This is a genomic window from Shewanella septentrionalis (assembly GCF_025370265.1).
Classification (GTDB): domain Bacteria; phylum Pseudomonadota; class Gammaproteobacteria; order Enterobacterales; family Shewanellaceae; genus Shewanella; species Shewanella hafniensis.
Genome location: NZ_JAMTCC010000003.1, coordinates 87,848 through 106,608 on the forward strand (window position 1 = coordinate 87,848; position 18,761 = coordinate 106,608).

Consider the following 18,761-nt stretch of genomic DNA (forward strand, 5'->3'; position numbering starts at 1 on the left):
CCTATTGCTTGCGGCGTTTTACCACAGTGAGCCAATCGAGGCTCACGCCCGAAATCGCATTAAAGCCGCGGATACGGAAGATAAGTTGCAGTAACTGCGGCCTTGGACGCACTTTAGGTTCGACCGAGCGCGGAATAAACCAGAGTGTCACTAAGGCTCGCAGTACGGTCGAGACTAAAAACACCACGAAGATAGGGCTCGATAACACGCTATCCCAACCCGACCAGACTAAAAAATCCGCCGCATGGGAGGCAATAGTGCCGCCCAATATCGCGCCAACAAATACACAGGCCGCACTCAAGGCTGCTTGCAAAGCGGCGTAGGTCGCAAAGTCACTGCGAAAGGGGCGGATATCATAAAGGTAATTTGCCGTGCTTAAGGTAAAGCCGCTCCACGCCAAGCCAGAGAAAGCTTGGATAGCTAAGATATACAGATAGTTATCCGAGAATAGCCACATCAGCGGCAAGCTTGGGATCATACAACTGGTGATGATCATCACTAAACGATTGCCGAATTGATCGCTAAAGCGACCCCAAAATCGCAAGGTGACAAATTGAGTCGCTATCGAAGCCACACTGGCGAACACAAATTCGAGATAAGTAAACTTCAAGCCTTCCAACATATAAACGGCAAAAAATGGCGCTGAGATCGCCACCATTCCCTGCATACTGGCGACAAACAAACTGTACTGACGAAAAGTTTTATCCTTCCACGCCTCGCGAAAATGACCAATCGTCTGCAAAAATACACCGCGCTGTTTGGGCTCACGCGGATCGGGATCGTGCATCTGCAACAGTAACCAAGCCGAGACAAACCGACCCATCGCCGCGATAGAAAACAACAGACTAAAGCCCAGCCACGCCATCTGCATCGAGTCGGTTAAGGTGAGTATGCCGCCGCCAATAAAGAACACACTCAAAGATGCGCCCATAGTGAGCCGAGTGCGCGCGGCGAAAAAAGTGCCACGGCGCCGTTCGGGAACAATAGAGCCCATCCACGCCCGCCAATGGGGTTGAATTAGATTGATAAAGCCATGGTAACCAACGGCTAAAGCGATAAAGATCCACACCGCATGTTCAGGGCCGAAAGCGGCTAACGCGCCCATCGCCAGCACAACACAGGCCTGAAAGGCGGCACAAAATACGATAAAAGTTCGGCGGGAGAAATGGCTGGCGAGCCAGACAGATAAAAGCTGGGAGATAGCGCCAAAAAGCTGAGGTAAACCTGTGACAAAGCCCATCTGCGCCAGGCTGGCACCGAGAAAAATAGCGTAGGCATTGAAGAAGTTATCGCTGGTCGCCGTCATCATAGACGAGGCAACCGCCTCCTGCTGCGAGCGACGCAGGGTACATCTTAACCAAGAGTTACGTTCGCTGCGCCGTGAACAAGTGACTAACGGCTGCGCCACAGGTGAATCCATACCAAGCACAAATCCATATAATATTAAGGGATTTTATACCAATCACATTAAATATCTAATCAGTTCAGAGCCTCACAGGCATCTCAATCCAAGGCGCATTGACGCAGAAATGGTTATTCCCTTTTAAGTCAATGCAACACCGGAGTGGGATGCCTGTGTGGCTCCCGAAGGGCGGGTTTCAACGCGCTTTATACTGCGTTCAAGGCTTTAGACAGAGCACCACTATGCCTTTAAGCCTTCGCCTTGTCTAAAGCGCGTTGAACTCCCGCTGAATGAACAGATATTTAATACGATTGGTATGATTGCTCGATTATGTCGGATGAAATGCCATCTGCCTAGGGCTTAAAGCAATCGTATTAAAGCCAAACGCCCAAAGCAAAGCCTTGGGCGTTGTGTTTATCCGTGCATTGGAGCGATAAACTGGCGCAATCACCAAGATCCATATCCTGACTTAGAAATGGGCTTTAAGTACCGTTTCTTGGTCGAGCAAGCTTTGGTACAAGGTAAACTGGTTAGCGGCGCGGTCCAAATTATGGCCTTCGCGGTGGATATGGAAATACACATCACCGTTAAGATAATCCGTTAAAAAACGCACGCCTATCATCAAACAAATCACCCGCGCACCGAGCCACAGACTGCGTTTTTCGTCTTCTGTTAAGACATCACCCAACTCGCTCAAGTAGCCACGGCAAATTGCGGCGAAGATATCTTGGCGCACTTGGACTTTATCCAAGGCCGTTGAGTCTTCTTCCTCTGGCGAGCAGAAAGTGCGGACCATATCGCCAAAGTCATACATCAGATGACCTTTCATGCAGGTATCTAAATCGATAATCGCCATGCTGGACATATCGCGTTTATCGAAAAGCATATTATTGATTTTAGTGTCGTTATGACAAATTCGCAGCGGCAGCTTTGGCGATATTTCCGCGAGTTCATCCAGCAAAGCCTGCTGAGATAACGCGTAATCAACCCAATGACGGCAGAGATCTAAACGGTGTTGGCTATCGAGCTCGGCGGCCTGTTGTAACAAGGCCATGCGTCCCGGTAAGTGGTGAAACTGGGGGATCACATCTTCGAGCTGAGTCGCATCAAAGTCACTCAAGGCTGAAGCAAAATGACCAAAGGCCTTGGCCGCCATTTCCGCTTCTTGTTCCGACTTAACCACTTCAATGCTGAGACTATGGGGCAAGTAACTGATCGCGCGCCAAAATCCTTGTTCGCCTAAATCAATAGCCAACTCGCCCTCTTGGGTTAAACAAGGGCTAACGACTTTCAGGCCGTATTGTTGCTGCAACGACTTAGCGCATAAATGATGGCTAATTTTATCGGCATTGCTAACCAAAGCGTTGGGCGTTTTAAATACCTCAGTATTAATACGCTGCAATACTAATTCGCCCGCTGGCCAGCGCACCAAAAGGGTGTCATTGATGTGGCCATTACCGAGGGCAGAAATTTTTGCCTCGGCAGATTCAATACCAAAATGAGGCAACACTGACTGCCTGATGAGTTCAATCACTCAATAACTCCGTTAATTTTTGTTTTACCCAGACAGTGTCCTGCGGATAAGTCACGCCGAGCCAAGGCTCACAGGCAACATCGACATAGACAGGCAAACCTTGCTCAATGCCCGCTTGTACTATGGCGGGCAAGTAACATTCAGACTTAGGTTGTTGACCCTGTTGCCCGATAAATTCGGTTAATTCACGTTTAATAACATCAAATATGCTTGGGGAGAAGCCCCAGCATGTCATAGATACCAAGGACGCTGGCGGCAAACTCGCATGCCCCTGTGGGCCATCACCCACCAATTGACCAGCTTTATCGGCGATATTGAGCCACTCGGCAACCGATTTAAGCTGACCATTTTCCACCAGACACAGACCCCGGTTAACACCGCCGTGCTCCGACAATGTGAGTTCTATGGGATAAGCCACCATCATCCACTCTGTCGGTCTCCTGCTTAAGCCTTTGGCTAACGAGGCAAAAGCGCTATCACCATAAAAATCATCGGCATTGATAACGGCCATTGGTCCTTTAACAAGATGGCGCGCACTCCACAGTGCATGGGCCGTGCCCCAAGGTTTAAGCCTGTGGCTGAGATCAACCAGCTGCGCCGCTTCGGGTAAATCCGTTAAGGCTTGATAGCAAAAATGATAGGCAAAATCGGCGGGCAAAAACCGTGTCAGTATCTCAGTTAACTCAGTTTCTAACTCAGGGCGGATCACCAGCACAGCACGCTGAAAGCCACTGCGAATGGCCGACATGATCGATAACACCAACATGGGTTCGCCAGCGGGACCGAGCGCTGCCAATTGCTTATCGCCGCCGAAACGACTACCTAGCCCTGCAGCCATAATGACTAAGGTCAATTCTGTATTCATGCTGGATTGATATATTCAGTTCAAATTTAAAGATGTTTCCCCAAACCGCCGCGTCCAATACCAAGGCATAGCGCATTTAAAACGCGGTTTGAGAAAAAGAGGAGCAAAAGTGTAATCTACCCCTCTAATTGTGACTAGCATTTAAGCAGAAATTTTATCGACTTATGTTGCTGACCTAAGCTGCGACCTAACTTGCAGTCTAAATCAACGCGCGATGTAATCACCAAAAGTGCGATTCTGTTCCAATATCGCTTGGCTGCCCTTAAGACTGAACTTATAACCACACAGGCTGATACTGCCACGGCGCGCAAGGTCCACTATGATGGCTTGGGTATCGAGTGGGGTGAATCGCGCCTCGGTTGCTGAGTCGGCTTTCAAATCCACAGTCACAGGGCGATAGTCAGTGCCATTGTTAAAGGACAACAGGCTACAGGTTTTATCGCCCTTTGCCGTCGCTAAGGACCACAGGTTTTGCGCTTTACCTTTCTCACCGAGCCAACGCATGATCAAGATGTCATCCTCCAGCGCCACAGAAAAGCCGTCAGGTAGCGCGAGCGTCACCCGCTCACCCGCATAGGGTGCAATCGCGTTAACTGTTACCACTTCTGCGCCGTCGCCTGTCTCAGCATCGCCATTTGGCCAAAGGCCCCACACTAAGGCGAGCACGACCACAACACCACAACCTATCCCCGCAGGACGCCAATAACGGCGTTCCAGTTTAGGCAGCTTAATCTTAGGTAGTACGAAGAACCGCTTTAGCGGCGCTAAAAACTCGAACAAACCGCGAAACAGCTCGGTCATCGAGCCAGAATCTTTCGCTTCGGCGCGGCGTTGACGCACTTCTTCGGCATGATCTCGATCGTTAAAGCTATCCGGCTCATCATCTTCTTCGGCGGCAAAACGCCAACCCGGTTCTGTACTGCGTTCGGCAGGATCTAATTGGGCCGCGTTAAAGTCGACATGTTTTAAATCAACATTAGCGACATCAACGTCGACTAAATCAATATTGGTCTGTTCAATACGGCTAGCATTAGCTGGGCGAAAATCCGCATGACTGTCGGGCACCACAAAATCGGCAGGATTTTGCGTCATCCGAGTTAAAGCATCAAAACGCAGTTCATCTTGGCGCTGGGCCTCAAGCTCGGCATCCGCCGCGCTCATAGTCGAGGCGATAATAGGTTCAGCGACATTAGACTCAGCAGCAATGGGTTCAACATGGGCAGATAAATCCACCTCAGGCTCAGAGGCCGTTGCGGCGCTAATGGCCTGCGCATGCGACTGCTCAACATGCGGCTCATGTCGCTCAACTTGAGGCTGCGCTTGAATATGGGCGGTCGATTTGCCTGCCTGTCTTGCGGCAACATCTTGAGTTTCTATCTCTTTAGCCGCCTTTGGAACGATCGTCGGCTCCACACGGCGCCTAGGCATAGCCTGCGATGTTGGCGCATCCAGCTCAGGGCCGAAATAACCGTAGCGATAATCGACTATGGTTGGCGCCGGTAAACGCCAGCCCCAAAATGTCAGCCCCGCGGCTAACACTAAACTCAAGCCGATCAACGCAATATGCACATCGGCCGTTAACAGCCCGATGAAAATAAATAAGGGTAATAGGAATACGCCAATCAAGCCTTTTGACTTATCGGCATCGGCCAAACGACGCAAACTGGCGAGCCCTAATAAAGGTAAGCCCAACAATGCCAGTAAATACATCAGGAAATTAGCCCCAAAAGCAGCGGCGGCAAGTGCAATACAGACGTAAACGCCAACACTGATTGCGACAAAGCGGGGACGAGAATCACGCCCGTGAAGGCAGAAAAGAGATTTTAACAGCACGACCCTTCCTTTATTGTTGTAAAAACGAGAGACAAAAAGACACTCATTGCCTTATTCGCACGAGCGTAACCAATTTACCCGCAATTGTCAGTGCCTACGACCCTAGTCGGATAAAAATGCGCATAATATCGAAGTAAATCTAAAATAGGCTTAAATTGCTGGCCTACAAGCCCTAGTATTTCTATGGTCAAAATCGGTATAATGCTCGGCTTTCTGGGCCCTTCTTGCGTTAACCAATTGGATATTTAGCTCATGACCGCACGCGGAAATTTATTTATTGTGTCGGCGCCAAGTGGCGCAGGTAAATCCTCGCTGATCTCGGCCTTGCTTAAAGATAAGCCCGCTGACATGCAAGTTTCGGTATCACATACCACCCGCGCGCCACGCCCAGGTGAAGTCGATGGTCAGCACTATCACTTCGTTAATGTTGAACAATTCAAAGCGTTAATTGCTGAAAATGCCTTTTTTGAATGGGCAGAAGTGTTCGGCAATTACTATGGTACCTCGCGGCATGTGATTGAACATACGCTCACCCAAGGTATCGATGTTTTCCTCGATATCGACTGGCAAGGTGCCGAGCAAGTTAAAGCTGTGATGCCCGATGCCGTTGGTGTGTTTATTCTGCCACCCTCGAAAGCCGAGCTAGAACGCCGCCTCACTGGCCGTGGACAAGACAGTAGCGATGTGATCGCCAGCCGTATGGCACAAGCCGTATCGGAAATGTCCCACTATAAAGAATATGATTTTATTATCGTCAACGACGATTTTGACACTGCGTTAGCTGATTTGCGTGCCATCATTCGCAGTCAGCGCTTAACCTGTGCTAGTCAGATCCACGCGCAAAATGATATGCTTAACGATCTGTTGGCAGGCCAACTGTCATAGTGTACAATTTTGCGTCATTTTTTCCCTAGATAAACTGGAGTTTCAACACATGGCTCGCGTAACTGTAGAAGACGCCGTAGAACAAATCGGCAACCGTTTTGATATGATCTTGGTTGCGGCGCGTCGTGCTCGCCAAATCGCCGTGCAGGGTAAAGACCCTATGGTTGAAGAGATGAACGACAAACCAACGGTTATCGCCCTGCGTGAAATCGAACTAGGTTTAGTTAACGCTCACACCTTAGATGCCGATGAGCGTCAAACGGTACGTGAACGTGAAGCCGCTGAAATTGCAGCAGTTTCAGCCATTGCTGAAGGCCGTTCATTATAAGAGTTGTTGAGTAAACACCTGTTTAGGTAAAAGGAGAGCTGCCACTTGTATCTGTTTGAAGGTCTAAAGGAGTCTGCTTCCGGTTACTTAGAACCCGAACAGGTAGAATTGCTCAAGCAGGCGTACCAGATTGCGCGCGATGCCCACGAAGGGCAAATGCGCACGAGTGGCGAACCTTATATTACTCATCCGGTTGCGGTTGCCCGCATCCTTGCTGACATGCGTCTTGATCATGAGACGCTGATGGCAGCACTGCTCCACGACACTATCGAAGATACTCATGTCACCAAAGACGATTTAGCCGAACTATTCGGTGTCGCGGTGGCCGAGCTCGTCGAAGGCGTGTCAAAACTCGATAAGCTTAAATTTCGCGACAAGAAAGAAGCTCAGGCTGAAAACTTCCGTAAAATGATGATGGCGATGACGCAGGATATCCGCGTTATCCTCATCAAGCTTGCCGATAGAACCCACAACATGCGTACCTTAGGCGCCCTGCGTCCCGACAAACGTCGCCGTATCGCCCGCGAAACCTTAGAAATCTACGCGCCCATCGCTAACCGTCTCGGTATCCATAACATCAAGACAGAGTTAGAAGACTTAGGTTTCCAAGCGTATTACCCCATGCGATATCGGGTGCTCAAAGAAGTCGTTAAAGCTGCCCGTGGCAATCGCAAAGAATTGATCCAAGGCATTGAAGCCGCTGTTTATACGCGCTTAAACGATGCTGGTATTCCAGGGAAAGTTAAAGGCCGCGAGAAAAATCTCTACTCCATCTATAACAAGATGCAGAGTAAAGAGCTGCAATTCCAAGAAGTGATGGATATCTACGCCTTTAGGGTGATAGTCGATTCCATCGACACTTGTTATCGCGTACTCGGCGCCATGCACGGACTGTATAAACCTCGCCCCGGTCGTTTCAAAGATTATATCGCTATCCCTAAAGCCAACGGTTATCAGTCACTCCATACCTCTTTGTTTGGTCCACACGGCGTGCCCGTTGAGATCCAAATTCGTACCGAAGATATGGACCAGATGGCCGACAAAGGAGTTGCCGCACACTGGGCCTACAAAGGCGGTGCGCAAACAGGCCAAGGCACGACAACTCAAGTGCGTGCCCGTAAGTGGATGCAAAGCTTGTTGGAATTACAACAAAGCGCCAGTACCTCATTCGAATTCGTTGAAAACGTGAAGACTGAACTCTTCCCAGAAGAGATTTATGTGTTCACCCCTGAAGGTCGCATTCTGGAATTACCCGTGAATGCCACCGCGGTAGACTTTGCCTACGAAGTGCATACTGATGTGGGTAATACCTGCGTCGGTGCCCGCGTTAACCGCCAAGCGTATCCGCTCAGCCAGCCGTTAATTTCAGGCCAAACCGTTGAAATCATTACCGCTAAAGGCGCGCGTCCGAATGCCGCTTGGTTAAACTTTGTGGTAACAGGTAAGGCCCGCGCTAAAATCCGCCAAGTGCTAAAGAGCCTTAAGGGTGATGACGCGATTGCGCTTGGTCGCCGCCTGCTCAACCATGCGCTCGGCAAGACTAAGCTCGACAGCATTCCGCCTGAGCAGATTGAAAAAGTCATTCGCGATACTAAACATACCACGCTCGATTCACTGCTCGCCGACATCGGCCTTGGCAATGCCATGAGCATCGTTATCGCCCAGCGTTTGATTGGCGATAATCTTGAGAATCAAGAAAGCCGCGACGGCCACATGATGCCAATCCGTGGCGCCGAAGGTATGCTCGTTACCTTCGCCAACTGTTGTCGCCCAATCCCTGGTGATGCTGTAATTGCCCACGTGAGCCAAGGTAAGGGCTTAGTGGTGCACATGGAAAACTGCGCCAACATTCGTGGTTATCAAGGCGAGCCTGACAAGTATATTCCTGTGCAATGGGATAATGTCGAAGGCGTTGATTACCAAGCCAACCTGCGGGTGGAAATCGTTAACCACCAAGGCGCACTGGCGAAGATCACCTCGATCATTGCCGCCGAAGGCTCGAACATTCACAACCTCAGTACAGAGGAACGAGATGGCCGCGTGTATTTGATCAACCTGCGGATTTCGGTGAAAGACAGGATCCATTTAGCCAACGTGATGCGCCGAATTAGGGTACTGCCCGAAGTGCTGCGTACGTCCCGTAATCGTTAATTAACTCAACATTAGAGAGAGCGTCATGGCAGAAAAAATTATTATAGCGACCGAAAACGCCCCTGCGGCCATCGGCACTTATTCACAGGCCGTCAAAGTCGGCAGCACAGTATATTTATCCGGCCAAATTCCGCTTGTGCCAAGCACAATGCAAATTGTCAGCGATGATTTTGAAGCTCAAGTGGTGCAAGTATTTGAAAACCTAACGGCGGTTTGTACTGCTGCGGGTGGTTCAATCAACGATATCGTTAAGCTCAACATCTTCCTGATTGATTTAAGCCACTTTGCAAAAGTGAATGAAATCATGAGCCGTTACTTCAGCCAGCCATACCCTGCCCGTGCAGCTATCGGCGTGAAGCAATTGCCGAAGGATTCTCAAGTTGAAATGGATGGCGTGATGGAGCTGTAAGCTCTGGCATTCCCCTTCAACCAACAAAAAGGCGCTGCGGCGCCTTTTTTGTTGCCGCCACCCTCCTCTTTCCCGCTTGCCATTCTCTTCATCTTATTTTCATACTCAGCTTGTAGGCTTTGGGCTCCATTCTCATATTTTACAATCCTGTAAACTATTTGCGCGGGCTCACAAAACTCGCCATACTGGGTGCAGCCAAAATAACAATAAAGAACAGGGAATTGCCAATGGATACAGCGATTAAGACGCCAATTGAAATGCTGGCGCACTGGGCTAAGACTCAGGGGGATCAAGTCTATTTACGCCAACCTATCAAGGGTCAATTCCTTGATTTTACTTGGGCCGAAGTTCAAGAAAAAGTGCAACAACTGGCCGGTGCCTTACAGCATCTAGGCCTAGAGCGCGGTGATAAAATTGCCGTACTCTCTAAAAACTGCGCCGAATGGTTTATCACCGACCTTGCGTTAATGCACGGCGGCTATGTCAGCGTGCCGATTTACCCAACGGCCAACACAGATACTATTCGCTATGTGCTGCAACACAGCGGTGCAAAAGCCATTTTCCTCGGTAAGCTCGACCATTGGGCCGACCAAGAAGCCGGTGTCGGCGGCGAGCTGCTACGCCTTGCTATGCCCTACGATACAATGCCAGCCCAATATCAATGGGAACAATTACTTAAACTAGGTTATCCCCTAGTTGATGCGCCGCTGCCGCTGCCAGATCAAGTGATGACACTTATCTATACCTCTGGCTCGACGGGTCAACCTAAGGGCGCGATTCAAACCTTCGCTAGCTATGGCTGGACCTGCCAAGCGGTAGTGCGTGATTTACGCACCGACGGCGATGACAGACTGTTATCCTATTTGCCTTTAGCGCACATCACAGAGCGCGTCGCGATTGAAGGTTCATCCTTCTATTCCGGCAGCGTGGTCGCCTTCGTCGAGAGTCTCGACTCCTTCGTCGCCGACGTGCAAAGGGCAAAACCGACGGTATTCTTCTCAGTGCCGCGTTTGTGGAGCCTGTTCCAGAAAAACATCATAGACAAAATTGGTGTTAGTAAACTGAATCTATTGCTGAAGATCCCGTTAATCAGCAGCTTAGTGAAGCACAAAATCCATAAAGGCCTAGGTTTAAACCATTGTCGTTTACTCGGCTCTGGCTCTGCGCCCATTCCGCCGTCGCTGATCCACTGGTATCACAGCATTGGTCTGAACATTTGTGAAGCTTGGGGTATGACAGAAAACTGCGCCTACTCGATTATCAACTACCCCTTCGATGCCCGTAAAATTGGCACAGTAGGTCGCCCGGTTGAGGATTGTCAGATCCGCCAAGGGGAAGATGGTGAGCTACTGCTTAAGAGTCCAGGGTTGATGACGGCTTATTATCTGCAGCCCGAAGCCACTGCTGCGGCCTTCGACGCCGATGGTTTCTTCCACACTGGCGATTTATGCTCTATCGATGCCGATGGTTGCGTGACCATTACTGGCCGAGTGAAGGACAACTTCAAAACCGCCAAGGGAAAATATGTCGCGCCCGTGCCGATTGAACGTAAATTGGCGCAGGACCCGCATGTTGAACTGATCTGCGTGATTGGCTCTGGCCTGCCGCATCCGATCGCATTAGTGCAATTATCCGAAGGCGCTAGTTTGCAGGCCCGTGAAGAAGTCCGCGCTTCACTCAAGGCGACACTCGATAGCGTGAATCCGCACTTAGAGTCACACGAACATGTGGATGCGATTGTCGTGGTTAGCGATCCTTGGACGATTGAAAACGATGTACTAACGCCGACGCTGAAGATCAAACGCCATGTGCTTGAAAAAGCGTTTAGCGAACGCGTTGATGGTATTCGTGGCGCTCAAGTTCGCTGGGAAGATGAGTTAACACAGAAATAACTCAGCAAAACATAGAGATAGCCAATGTAGTTATCGGCTCAAATCTAGCACGCCTCGGCGTGCTTTTTTATGACATATTCTGTCAAATTTCGATAAAACCACGTATCATGTGCGTCTGTCGGCTAAGGGATGATTCCCTTGTACTTTCCCATTCAATATAGGTTTAACAAAGTCCCGTGATGCTAATTACACTCTCGATTATTGGCGGTTTTATTATTTTAACCTTAGGCGCCGAAGCCCTAGTCCGTGGCGCGAGTTCTATCGCCCTACGCTTAGGTATTACGCCACTTATCATAGGCTTAACTATTGTTGCCTTTGGTACTAGCGCACCAGAACTGGCTGTGAGTGTCAAATCTGCCCTCGCCGGAAACAGTGGTATCGCCTTAGGTAACGTTATCGGCTCTAACATTGCCAACATAGGTTTAATCCTAGCGATCACGGCACTAATCCGCCCTATCCAAGTGCAATCCCAAGTGGTGAAGCGCGATATCCCTTTGATGATATTGGCTTCTATGCTGTTCTGGGGGCTCTTATTAGACGGTGAACTCAGCCTAATTGACGGTGTAATACTGCTTTCACTGCTGTTTGGTTATTTAACCTTTAGCTACATCAGCTCGAAAAACAGCAATGATGAGGAAGAAATTGAAGCGGGGCCGAATAACCCACTACTTTCTGGCTTGTTCATCCTAGTCGGCATCAGCATGCTAGTTGGCGGCGGTATTCTGTTTGTAAACGGCGCAGTAGATTTAGCAAAAACCTTCGGCGTGAGCGAAGTCATTATCGGCTTAACGATCGTGGCGATTGGTACCAGTATGCCAGAGTTAGTGACCTCAGTGATTGCGGCATTAAAAGGCCAAAGCGATATCGCTATCGGCAACGTTGTTGGTTCTAACCTGTTCAATATTTTGGGCATTTTAGGCGTTACTGCCATAGTGCATCCAGTGTCATCACTCGGCTTCCAACCCTTCGACTTTATGGTGATGCTAGCCTTAGCCGTTGTGATTCTGCCTTTTGCATGGACGGGATTGCGCATCGGCCGCCGCGAAGGCTCTGTACTACTACTGAGCTATTTAGGCTATATGGGTTACCTGATCAACCAAGCGAGCGCTCAAGCTTTGGTATAACACTCAGCGGTAATCCCCACTTAAAACACCGGAGCCTCTCCGGTGTTTTGCTATCTGAGTTTCGCACTTTTTAAAAAAGACAAGTTTAACACCCTTCAACTAATGACATTTGTCATGCGAAAGCCATGACCTTTGTGTCTGCATTTCTCCTAACGAATTTCTGATAATGAGTCCGTACCCAAGCACTGGGAAACTCACTCAATAAGGAAATACCATGAAAACATTTCTACTCGTCTCAAGCTTAGCGCTTATCAGCAGCCACGCGTTTGCAGCGTCGCCCTCTAACGCTAACATCACTAACATAGATGCAGCCTCAAACTCGATGAACCTAGCGCAGCTGCAACAACTGAGTGCCAGCACCCAAGATTACGACAAAGCCTATGCGAACTATCGCTTAGCCATCAGCGCCAATGTCATGGGGCAAAAAGCCCTCGCCAGTAGTGCTCTGACCAATGCGCAAACGGCTCTGGAAGCCTTAGAAACCAGCCAAGCTGACGCCGAATCCCTAGCGCTGTTATCGTCGGTTTATGGCATGCAAATCGCTTTAGACAATAGCAAAGGCGCAACGCTCGGGATGAAATCAGCCAATGCCATTGCCAACGCCGAACAATTAGCACCTCACAATCCGCGGGTCGCATTGGTGAAAGCCATCGCCGCCTATAACACCCCAGCTATGTTTGGCGGCAGCATGCAAAATGCTAAGACGCTCGCCACTACCGCCATAGAAAGATTCGCCCAACCTTGCGACGACATTTGTTGGGGCGAAGCCGAAGCTTATACCTGGCGCGGACTCGCTAAACAGGAATTAGGCGATACCCAAGGCGCGATTGAAGATTGGCAACAGGCGATCAAAGTGCAAGCAGATTACGGTTGGGCAAAATTTTTGCTTCAACAAAATCAGCAATTAAGTGCAAACTAGATCCCATTGTTAACAGGGACTGATGGCGCTGACCCCAGCGCCAACCCCTAAACAGAATAAATCAAGGCAGATGCCTCCTTTAGCATTCAAGGGGCAACTATGAACAATCAACACAGTTTCACAGAGGCATCATGATGAGCACTCCCCTTCAGCTCGAACGAAAACTCGCTTGGGTGTATTTGATAAACTTAGTGTTTTATCTTATTCCGCTTGCCATCAATGCGTATCCAGCATGGAAAATCGCCCTTAGCTTTGCCGTGCTAATTCCTTTTATTGCCAGTTATTTTTGGGCCTATAAGTGCAATCAGAATAGCGCCTATCGCCCCATTCTGATGATGGTGGCCATCGCCACAGCAATCACCCCAATCAACCCAGGATCTATCTCGCTATTCACCTTTGCCGCTTTTTTCATTGGCTTTTTTTATCCTCTCAGAACCTGTCTGTTGGCTATTGCCGCCTTAATCGGCCTGTTGTTTGCCCTCAATGAGATTTACGACTTTAACAGTTACTACTTTCCGCTTTATGGCTCAGGATTGGTGCTCGGTGTAGGCATGTTTGGCGTTGCCGAACGCAGGCGTCATCAACATAAAGTGAAAGAACAGCAAAGCACTCAAGAAATTAGTACCTTAGCGGCTATGGTTGAGCGAGAACGCATTGCCCGCGATCTACACGACATCATGGGCCACAGCTTGTCTTCGATTGCGCTTAAGGCGGAACTGGCCGAAAAACTGCTGGCAAAACAAGAATACCAACTGGCCACTACCCAGCTTAATGAACTAGGTCAAATCGCCCGCGAGAGCCTCAGCCAAATTCGTCACACCGTATCTGACTACAAACATAAGGGTCTCGCGGATAGCGTGACACAACTGTGTAAACTATTGAGGGAAAAAGGGATCAGTGTCGAGCTGACAGGCAATATCCCTAAACTACCCGCCAGAATGGAGAGCCAGCTGGGATTAATTGTCACTGAACTGGTGAATAATATTTTACGCCATAGCGGCGCAAGTCAATGTATTATCGACTTTATTCAACAGCCAGATCGACTAATCCTTGAAGTCAAAGATAATGGCACAAGTAAACCTATCGCCGAAGGCAATGGCCTCACTGGCATACGCGAACGTCTCGACATTTTAGGTGGCAGCTTGAGCTATAATCTCGAACAAGGATATGCATTTACCGTCAGTTTACCTTTGCAGGGAGCAACAGATTAATGAAGATTTTATTGGCGGAAGATCAAGCCATGGTGCGTGGCGCACTCGCAGCACTCCTCACGCTTGCGGGAGGCTTTAATATCACCCAAGCGAGTGACGGCGACGAAGCCCTTAACCTACTCAAACAGCAAAATTTTGATCTCTTGCTAACAGATATCGAAATGCCCGGGCGCACAGGCCTTGAGCTGGCAACTTGGGTAAAGGAGCAACATAGCCAAACTAAAGTTGTGGTCATTACTACCTTCGGCCGCGCGGGCTATATCAAACGCGCCATCGAAGCCGGTGTCGGCGGGTTTCTGCTTAAAGATGCCCCCTCGGAAACCTTAGTCAACGCGATTCAACAAGTGATGGCGGGTAAACGGATAATTGATCCTGAACTGGCCATGATGGCAATTGGTGACGTCGACCCACTCAACGATAAAGAACGCCGAGCCCTTCGCCTCGCCAGTGAAGGCAAATCCACCGCCGACATCGCCGAAACCCTCTTTATCGCCGAAGGCACAGTGCGCAACTACCTCTCCGAAGCCATAGCCAAACTCAATGCTAGCAACCGAATCGATGCAGCACGCATCGCCAAACAAAAGGGCTGGTTGTAATCAGATTAACGGTTAACCGCTCTTTCGTTCATATCGACAATTTTTGCGCCCCTTAGCTAAAACCTAAGGGCCGCAAACTGACGTTAGTTAGGCTAGCAAATAAGTCCCTCATTCTGCTTGAGATTGCCTTACGCTTATTCTCTGTTAATATATGTATAAATTCACAGTGATTGAGTGCTAACGACTTGCAGCAATTGGATCTTGTTCCGATCACCGACCTCAAAGGCGTCGCCAAAAAGGTCGCGGAGAAACTCGCAAAGCTCGGCATCACAACAGTACAAGATCTGCTGTTTCACTTACCCCTGCGCTACGAAGACAGAACCCAAATCTATCCGATTGCCGCCCTTATGCCCGGCAGTTACGGCACCATAGAAGCTGAAATCCAATCGACGCAAATCATCCAAGGCCGCAAGCGTATGCTGGTCTGCAATGTGCGGGACGATACGGGTAGCTTGAGCCTGCGCTTCTTTAACTTTTCCGTCGCCCAGCGTAATGCCATGCAAAATGGTTTAATGATCCGAGCCTACGGTGAAGTGCGCCGTGGTGGTCACCAAGCCGAGATAGTGCATCCAGAATACAAAGTCGTCTATCCCGGTGAAGATGTTCACCTGAGCGATACCCTAACGCCGATTTATCCCACAACTGAGGGCTTAAAACAGGCGAGTTGGCTAAAGCTGACCGAGCAAGCTTTGGCATTACTGGAAGATGGCGGTTTAACTGAGCTGCTACCACCGCAGTTGCAACCGAATAACATCAGCCTTAAACAAGCGCTGCAGACGCTACATCGACCTCCTGCGGGGATCTCTCAGTTCGATTTAGAGTTAGGCCAACACCCAGCCCAGCAGCGACTGGTGCAGGAAGAGTTGCTCGCCCATAATCTCAGCATGCTACGCCTAAGGCAGCGCAGTAATTTAGATGCAGCAGTGACCATGCAGGCCACGGGGCAGTTGCTCAATCCCTTCCTTGCCGCTTTGCCCTTTAAGCCCACAGGCGCCCAGCAAAGAGTGGTGGCCGATATAGGCAAAGATTTAGAAAAGCCGCACCCTATGATGCGCTTAGTGCAAGGGGATGTGGGCTCGGGTAAAACCTTAGTCGCGGCGATGGCTGCGCTGCAAGCGATTGAAAACGGTTATCAAGTTGCCATGATGGCGCCAACAGAGCTATTGGCCGAACAGCATGCAACTAACTTTGCCGCTTGGTTTGAACCACTCGGGCTTAAAGTCGGTTGGCTAGCGGGTAAACTTAAAGGCAAGGCAAGAGCGCAATCCCTTGCGGATATTGAATCCGGCGCAGCCCAAATGGTGATTGGCACCCATGCCATCTTTCAGCAGCATGTGGTCTTTAATAAACTCGCGTTAATTATCATAGATGAGCAGCACAGATTCGGCGTACACCAACGCTTAGGTCTGCGGGAAAAGGGCGTGAGCCAAGGGTTCCATCCGCATCAATTGATCATGACGGCAACGCCGATCCCGCGCACGCTAGCGATGACAGCCTATGCGGATCTCGACACTTCTATTATCGATGAATTGCCGCCGGGACGAACTCCAGTAACCACAGTGGCGATTGCCGATTCACGCCGCAACGAAGTGCTTGAACGGGTGCGTAACGCCGTCATCACAGATAAACGTCAGGCCTATTGGGTGTGTACTCTAATTGAAGAATCCGAAGTGCTCGAATGCCAAGCCGCCGAAGACACGGCCGAAGAACTGCGCCTCGCCCTACCCGAGCTCAATATTGGCCTAGTGCATGGCAGGTTGAAGAGCGCTGAGAAACAACAAATCATGGCCGATTTTAAGGCGGGCATCATTCATCTTCTTGTGGCGACAACAGTGATTGAAGTCGGCGTAGACGTGCCTAATTCCAGCCTGATGATCATTGAAAACCCTGAACGTTTAGGCTTAGCGCAATTACACCAACTACGCGGACGAGTCGGCCGAGGCGCCATCGCAAGCCATTGTGTGTTACTCTACAAGGCGCCATTGAGCCATACCGCCACCCAAAGACTGAGTGTACTCAGACAAAGTAATGACGGTTTCATCATAGCGCAGAAAGATTTAGAAATTCGTGGCCCGGGTGAAGTGCTTGGCACTAAGCAAACGGGACTGGCCGAACTGAAAATTGCCGACTTAGTGCGCGATCAAGCTTTGATCCCGCATATTCAAAAACTGGCAAATCACGTGATGGCGCAGGCCCCCGAAAAAGTCGATGCGATTATCTTACGTTGGCTGGGGCACAAGCAGCACTATGTGCAGGCTTAGGCTGTAAAGGGGAAAGGCCGAGGAGTGACATCTGCCTCGATACTCAAAATAAATTGTTTATGTTCAGCTAAGCGCTATAGACAAGCGCATGGAAACTTGCAAAATGAACCAGCGGCATTCCAATCGTCCGCTCTTGCACTTTTAATGTTAGCTGCATGTATTCACCACGTTACCTTGAAACTCAAGCGAAGGATGTAAAATGCAAGTTAATCAAGATGATAGAATAACACCTCAAGAGACTTCTTCTAGCAGTAATCGCTTTGCGCTTTTTGCGATCGTGCTCGTCGTGCTGCTTTCTGTCGGAGGATATTATTACTACAGCGGTGACTCAGATTCACCTAAACTCATCCCTAACGCGCCAATTGTATTGCCTGAAACACCGCCCTCTGAGCCTATGACGCTCGAAAGTGCGCCAGAATTAGAGACCACAGAGACGACCCCCGTGGCCCCTGAAACGGACAATAACAGCCCAGAAACCCCTGCGGTAACTGAGCCAGAAGTGGTGGTTGAACCTGTACCCGCGCTGGCTGAAAGTGATGCATTCGTACAACGAAAAGCCCTCGCCATTATCAATAACAATGTGCTGAGTTCCTCACTAGTACAGCAAGATCTCGCACGCCAATTTGTGGTGTTTGTCGACAATTTAGCTCAAGGTGAATTAACCCGCAAAGTGAGCCCACTCAAAGGGCCTGAAAAGCTATTCTCGGTTTCTGAAATCACCAACAAAGTGTATTTAAATCCAGCAGGTTTCCATCGATACGATGCCTATGTTGATTCGATTGCCAAAATGGACGAACAGACGTTAATGGCCACCTATAAGCAAATGACGCCTATGCTAGAGGAAGCCTTTAGCGAACTCGGCTACAGCAATGCCAAATTCAATGACAGAATGCTGCAAGCGATTAAAATACTGCTCGCGGCGCCTATCATTGAAGATCCGATTGAGCTGAGCTCTATTAGCGTTAACTATCAATTTGTTGACCCTAACTTAGAGGCACTACCCAGCGCGCAAAAACTGCTGATCCGTATGGGGCCAGAAAATACCCGCAAGCTAAAAGTAGCCCTACGCAAACTCGAGAGCCAACTGGCGCAGTAAAACCTTGCCGTGGTGAAGACAAAAGGCGCTCGGTGCGCCTTTTTCATTTTGACCGTAAATCGCTAGGATAAAAAAGCCTGTCGAATGAGAATGCCATTGCGATATTTGTTACACAAATTCGATCTAACTGCTGAAAATCGCAGCACTTGATCCCATTGCATTAACCCATACAATGCAAATGGCTTCATAAAAACGCGGGGCATAGTGTAGAATGACCCCGCTGTAGAGGTCATTCCAGCGTCATTCATCAAACGC

Annotated in this window: 15 protein-coding genes and 1 pseudogene; 12 read left to right on the forward strand and 4 right to left on the reverse strand. The window is 49.5% G+C overall.

The window, feature by feature from the left end:
- Window position 1: 1 nt before the first annotated feature.
- The gene (locus NE536_RS02355) at window positions 2–1,420 is read right to left on the reverse strand and encodes an MFS transporter (protein WP_259484329.1); all 1,419 of its coding nucleotides are present in this window, start codon (window positions 1,418–1,420) and stop codon (window positions 2–4) included.
- 157 nt (window positions 1,421–1,577) lie between these two features.
- Here NE536_RS02355 and NE536_RS22910 point away from each other — a divergent pair.
- Window positions 1,578–1,766: pseudogene (locus tag NE536_RS22910) on the forward strand (hypothetical protein).
- Between the two features lie 105 nt (window positions 1,767–1,871).
- Here the strand turns inward: NE536_RS22910 and NE536_RS02365 are convergent.
- The 3 genes from NE536_RS02365 to NE536_RS02375 all read right to left on the reverse strand — a co-directional run bounded on the left by NE536_RS02365 (window position 1,872) and on the right by NE536_RS02375 (window position 5,634).
- On the reverse strand, window positions 1,872–2,936 hold the full coding sequence (locus tag NE536_RS02365; protein WP_259563122.1) for a phosphotransferase enzyme family protein: 1,065 nt from the start codon (window positions 2,934–2,936) through the stop codon (window positions 1,872–1,874).
- Window positions 2,929–3,801, reverse strand: a complete 873-nt coding sequence (locus tag NE536_RS02370; protein ID WP_259563121.1) for an NTP transferase domain-containing protein — start codon at window positions 3,799–3,801, stop codon at window positions 2,929–2,931. Before NE536_RS02370 ends, NE536_RS02365 begins: the two co-directional genes overlap by 8 nt.
- Window positions 3,802–4,005: 204 nt before the next feature.
- Window positions 4,006–5,634, reverse strand: a complete 1,629-nt coding sequence (locus tag NE536_RS02375; protein WP_259563120.1) for a hypothetical protein — start codon at window positions 5,632–5,634, stop codon at window positions 4,006–4,008.
- A gap of 252 nt (window positions 5,635–5,886) precedes the next feature.
- Here NE536_RS02375 and gmk point away from each other — a divergent pair, with 252 nt between their 5' ends.
- The 11 genes from gmk to NE536_RS02430 all read left to right on the forward strand — a co-directional run bounded on the left by gmk (window position 5,887) and on the right by NE536_RS02430 (window position 18,506).
- On the forward strand, window positions 5,887–6,519 hold the full coding sequence (gmk, locus tag NE536_RS02380) for a guanylate kinase (RefSeq protein ID WP_006079843.1): 633 nt from the start codon (window positions 5,887–5,889) through the stop codon (window positions 6,517–6,519).
- Window positions 6,520–6,568: 49 nt separating this feature from the next.
- Window positions 6,569–6,847, forward strand: a complete 279-nt coding sequence (gene rpoZ / locus NE536_RS02385) for a DNA-directed RNA polymerase subunit omega (protein WP_006079841.1) — start codon at window positions 6,569–6,571, stop codon at window positions 6,845–6,847.
- 45 nt (window positions 6,848–6,892) lie between these two features.
- Window positions 6,893–8,998 (forward strand): bifunctional GTP diphosphokinase/guanosine-3',5'-bis pyrophosphate 3'-pyrophosphohydrolase, encoded by a 2,106-nt coding sequence (gene spoT, locus NE536_RS02390; protein WP_006079840.1) that lies wholly within the window; start codon window positions 6,893–6,895, stop codon window positions 8,996–8,998.
- 25 nt (window positions 8,999–9,023) lie between these two features.
- Window positions 9,024–9,407, forward strand: coding sequence for a RidA family protein (locus tag NE536_RS02395; RefSeq protein WP_006079838.1), 384 nt, complete (start codon window positions 9,024–9,026; stop codon window positions 9,405–9,407).
- Between the two features lie 227 nt (window positions 9,408–9,634).
- The gene (locus NE536_RS02400; protein ID WP_261271682.1) at window positions 9,635–11,299 is read left to right on the forward strand and encodes an AMP-binding protein; all 1,665 of its coding nucleotides are present in this window, start codon (window positions 9,635–9,637) and stop codon (window positions 11,297–11,299) included.
- A gap of 179 nt (window positions 11,300–11,478) precedes the next feature.
- The gene (locus tag NE536_RS02405) at window positions 11,479–12,423 is read left to right on the forward strand and encodes a calcium/sodium antiporter (RefSeq protein WP_106648355.1); all 945 of its coding nucleotides are present in this window, start codon (window positions 11,479–11,481) and stop codon (window positions 12,421–12,423) included.
- A 214-nt stretch (window positions 12,424–12,637) separates the two neighbouring features.
- A complete protein-coding gene (locus tag NE536_RS02410) occupies window positions 12,638–13,342 on the forward strand; it encodes a tetratricopeptide repeat protein (protein WP_261271683.1) in 705 nt (234 codons plus the stop codon).
- Window positions 13,343–13,473: 131 nt separating this feature from the next.
- Window positions 13,474–14,553 (forward strand): sensor histidine kinase, encoded by a 1,080-nt coding sequence (locus NE536_RS02415; RefSeq protein WP_261271684.1) that lies wholly within the window; start codon window positions 13,474–13,476, stop codon window positions 14,551–14,553.
- Window positions 14,553–15,149 carry a response regulator transcription factor gene (locus NE536_RS02420; protein WP_261271685.1) on the forward strand — a complete coding sequence of 199 codons (597 nt, stop codon included), beginning with the start codon at window positions 14,553–14,555 and terminating at the stop codon, window positions 15,147–15,149. The genes NE536_RS02415 and NE536_RS02420 overlap by 1 nt, the downstream gene beginning before the upstream one ends.
- 185 nt (window positions 15,150–15,334) lie before the next feature.
- A complete protein-coding gene (gene recG, locus NE536_RS02425; protein ID WP_106648359.1) occupies window positions 15,335–17,410 on the forward strand; it encodes an ATP-dependent DNA helicase RecG in 2,076 nt (691 codons plus the stop codon).
- 199 nt (window positions 17,411–17,609) lie between these two features.
- Entirely contained in the window at window positions 17,610–18,506 is an 897-nt protein-coding gene (locus NE536_RS02430; protein WP_261271686.1) for a DUF3014 domain-containing protein, read from the forward strand.
- The last annotated feature ends 255 nt before the right edge of the window (window positions 18,507–18,761 follow it).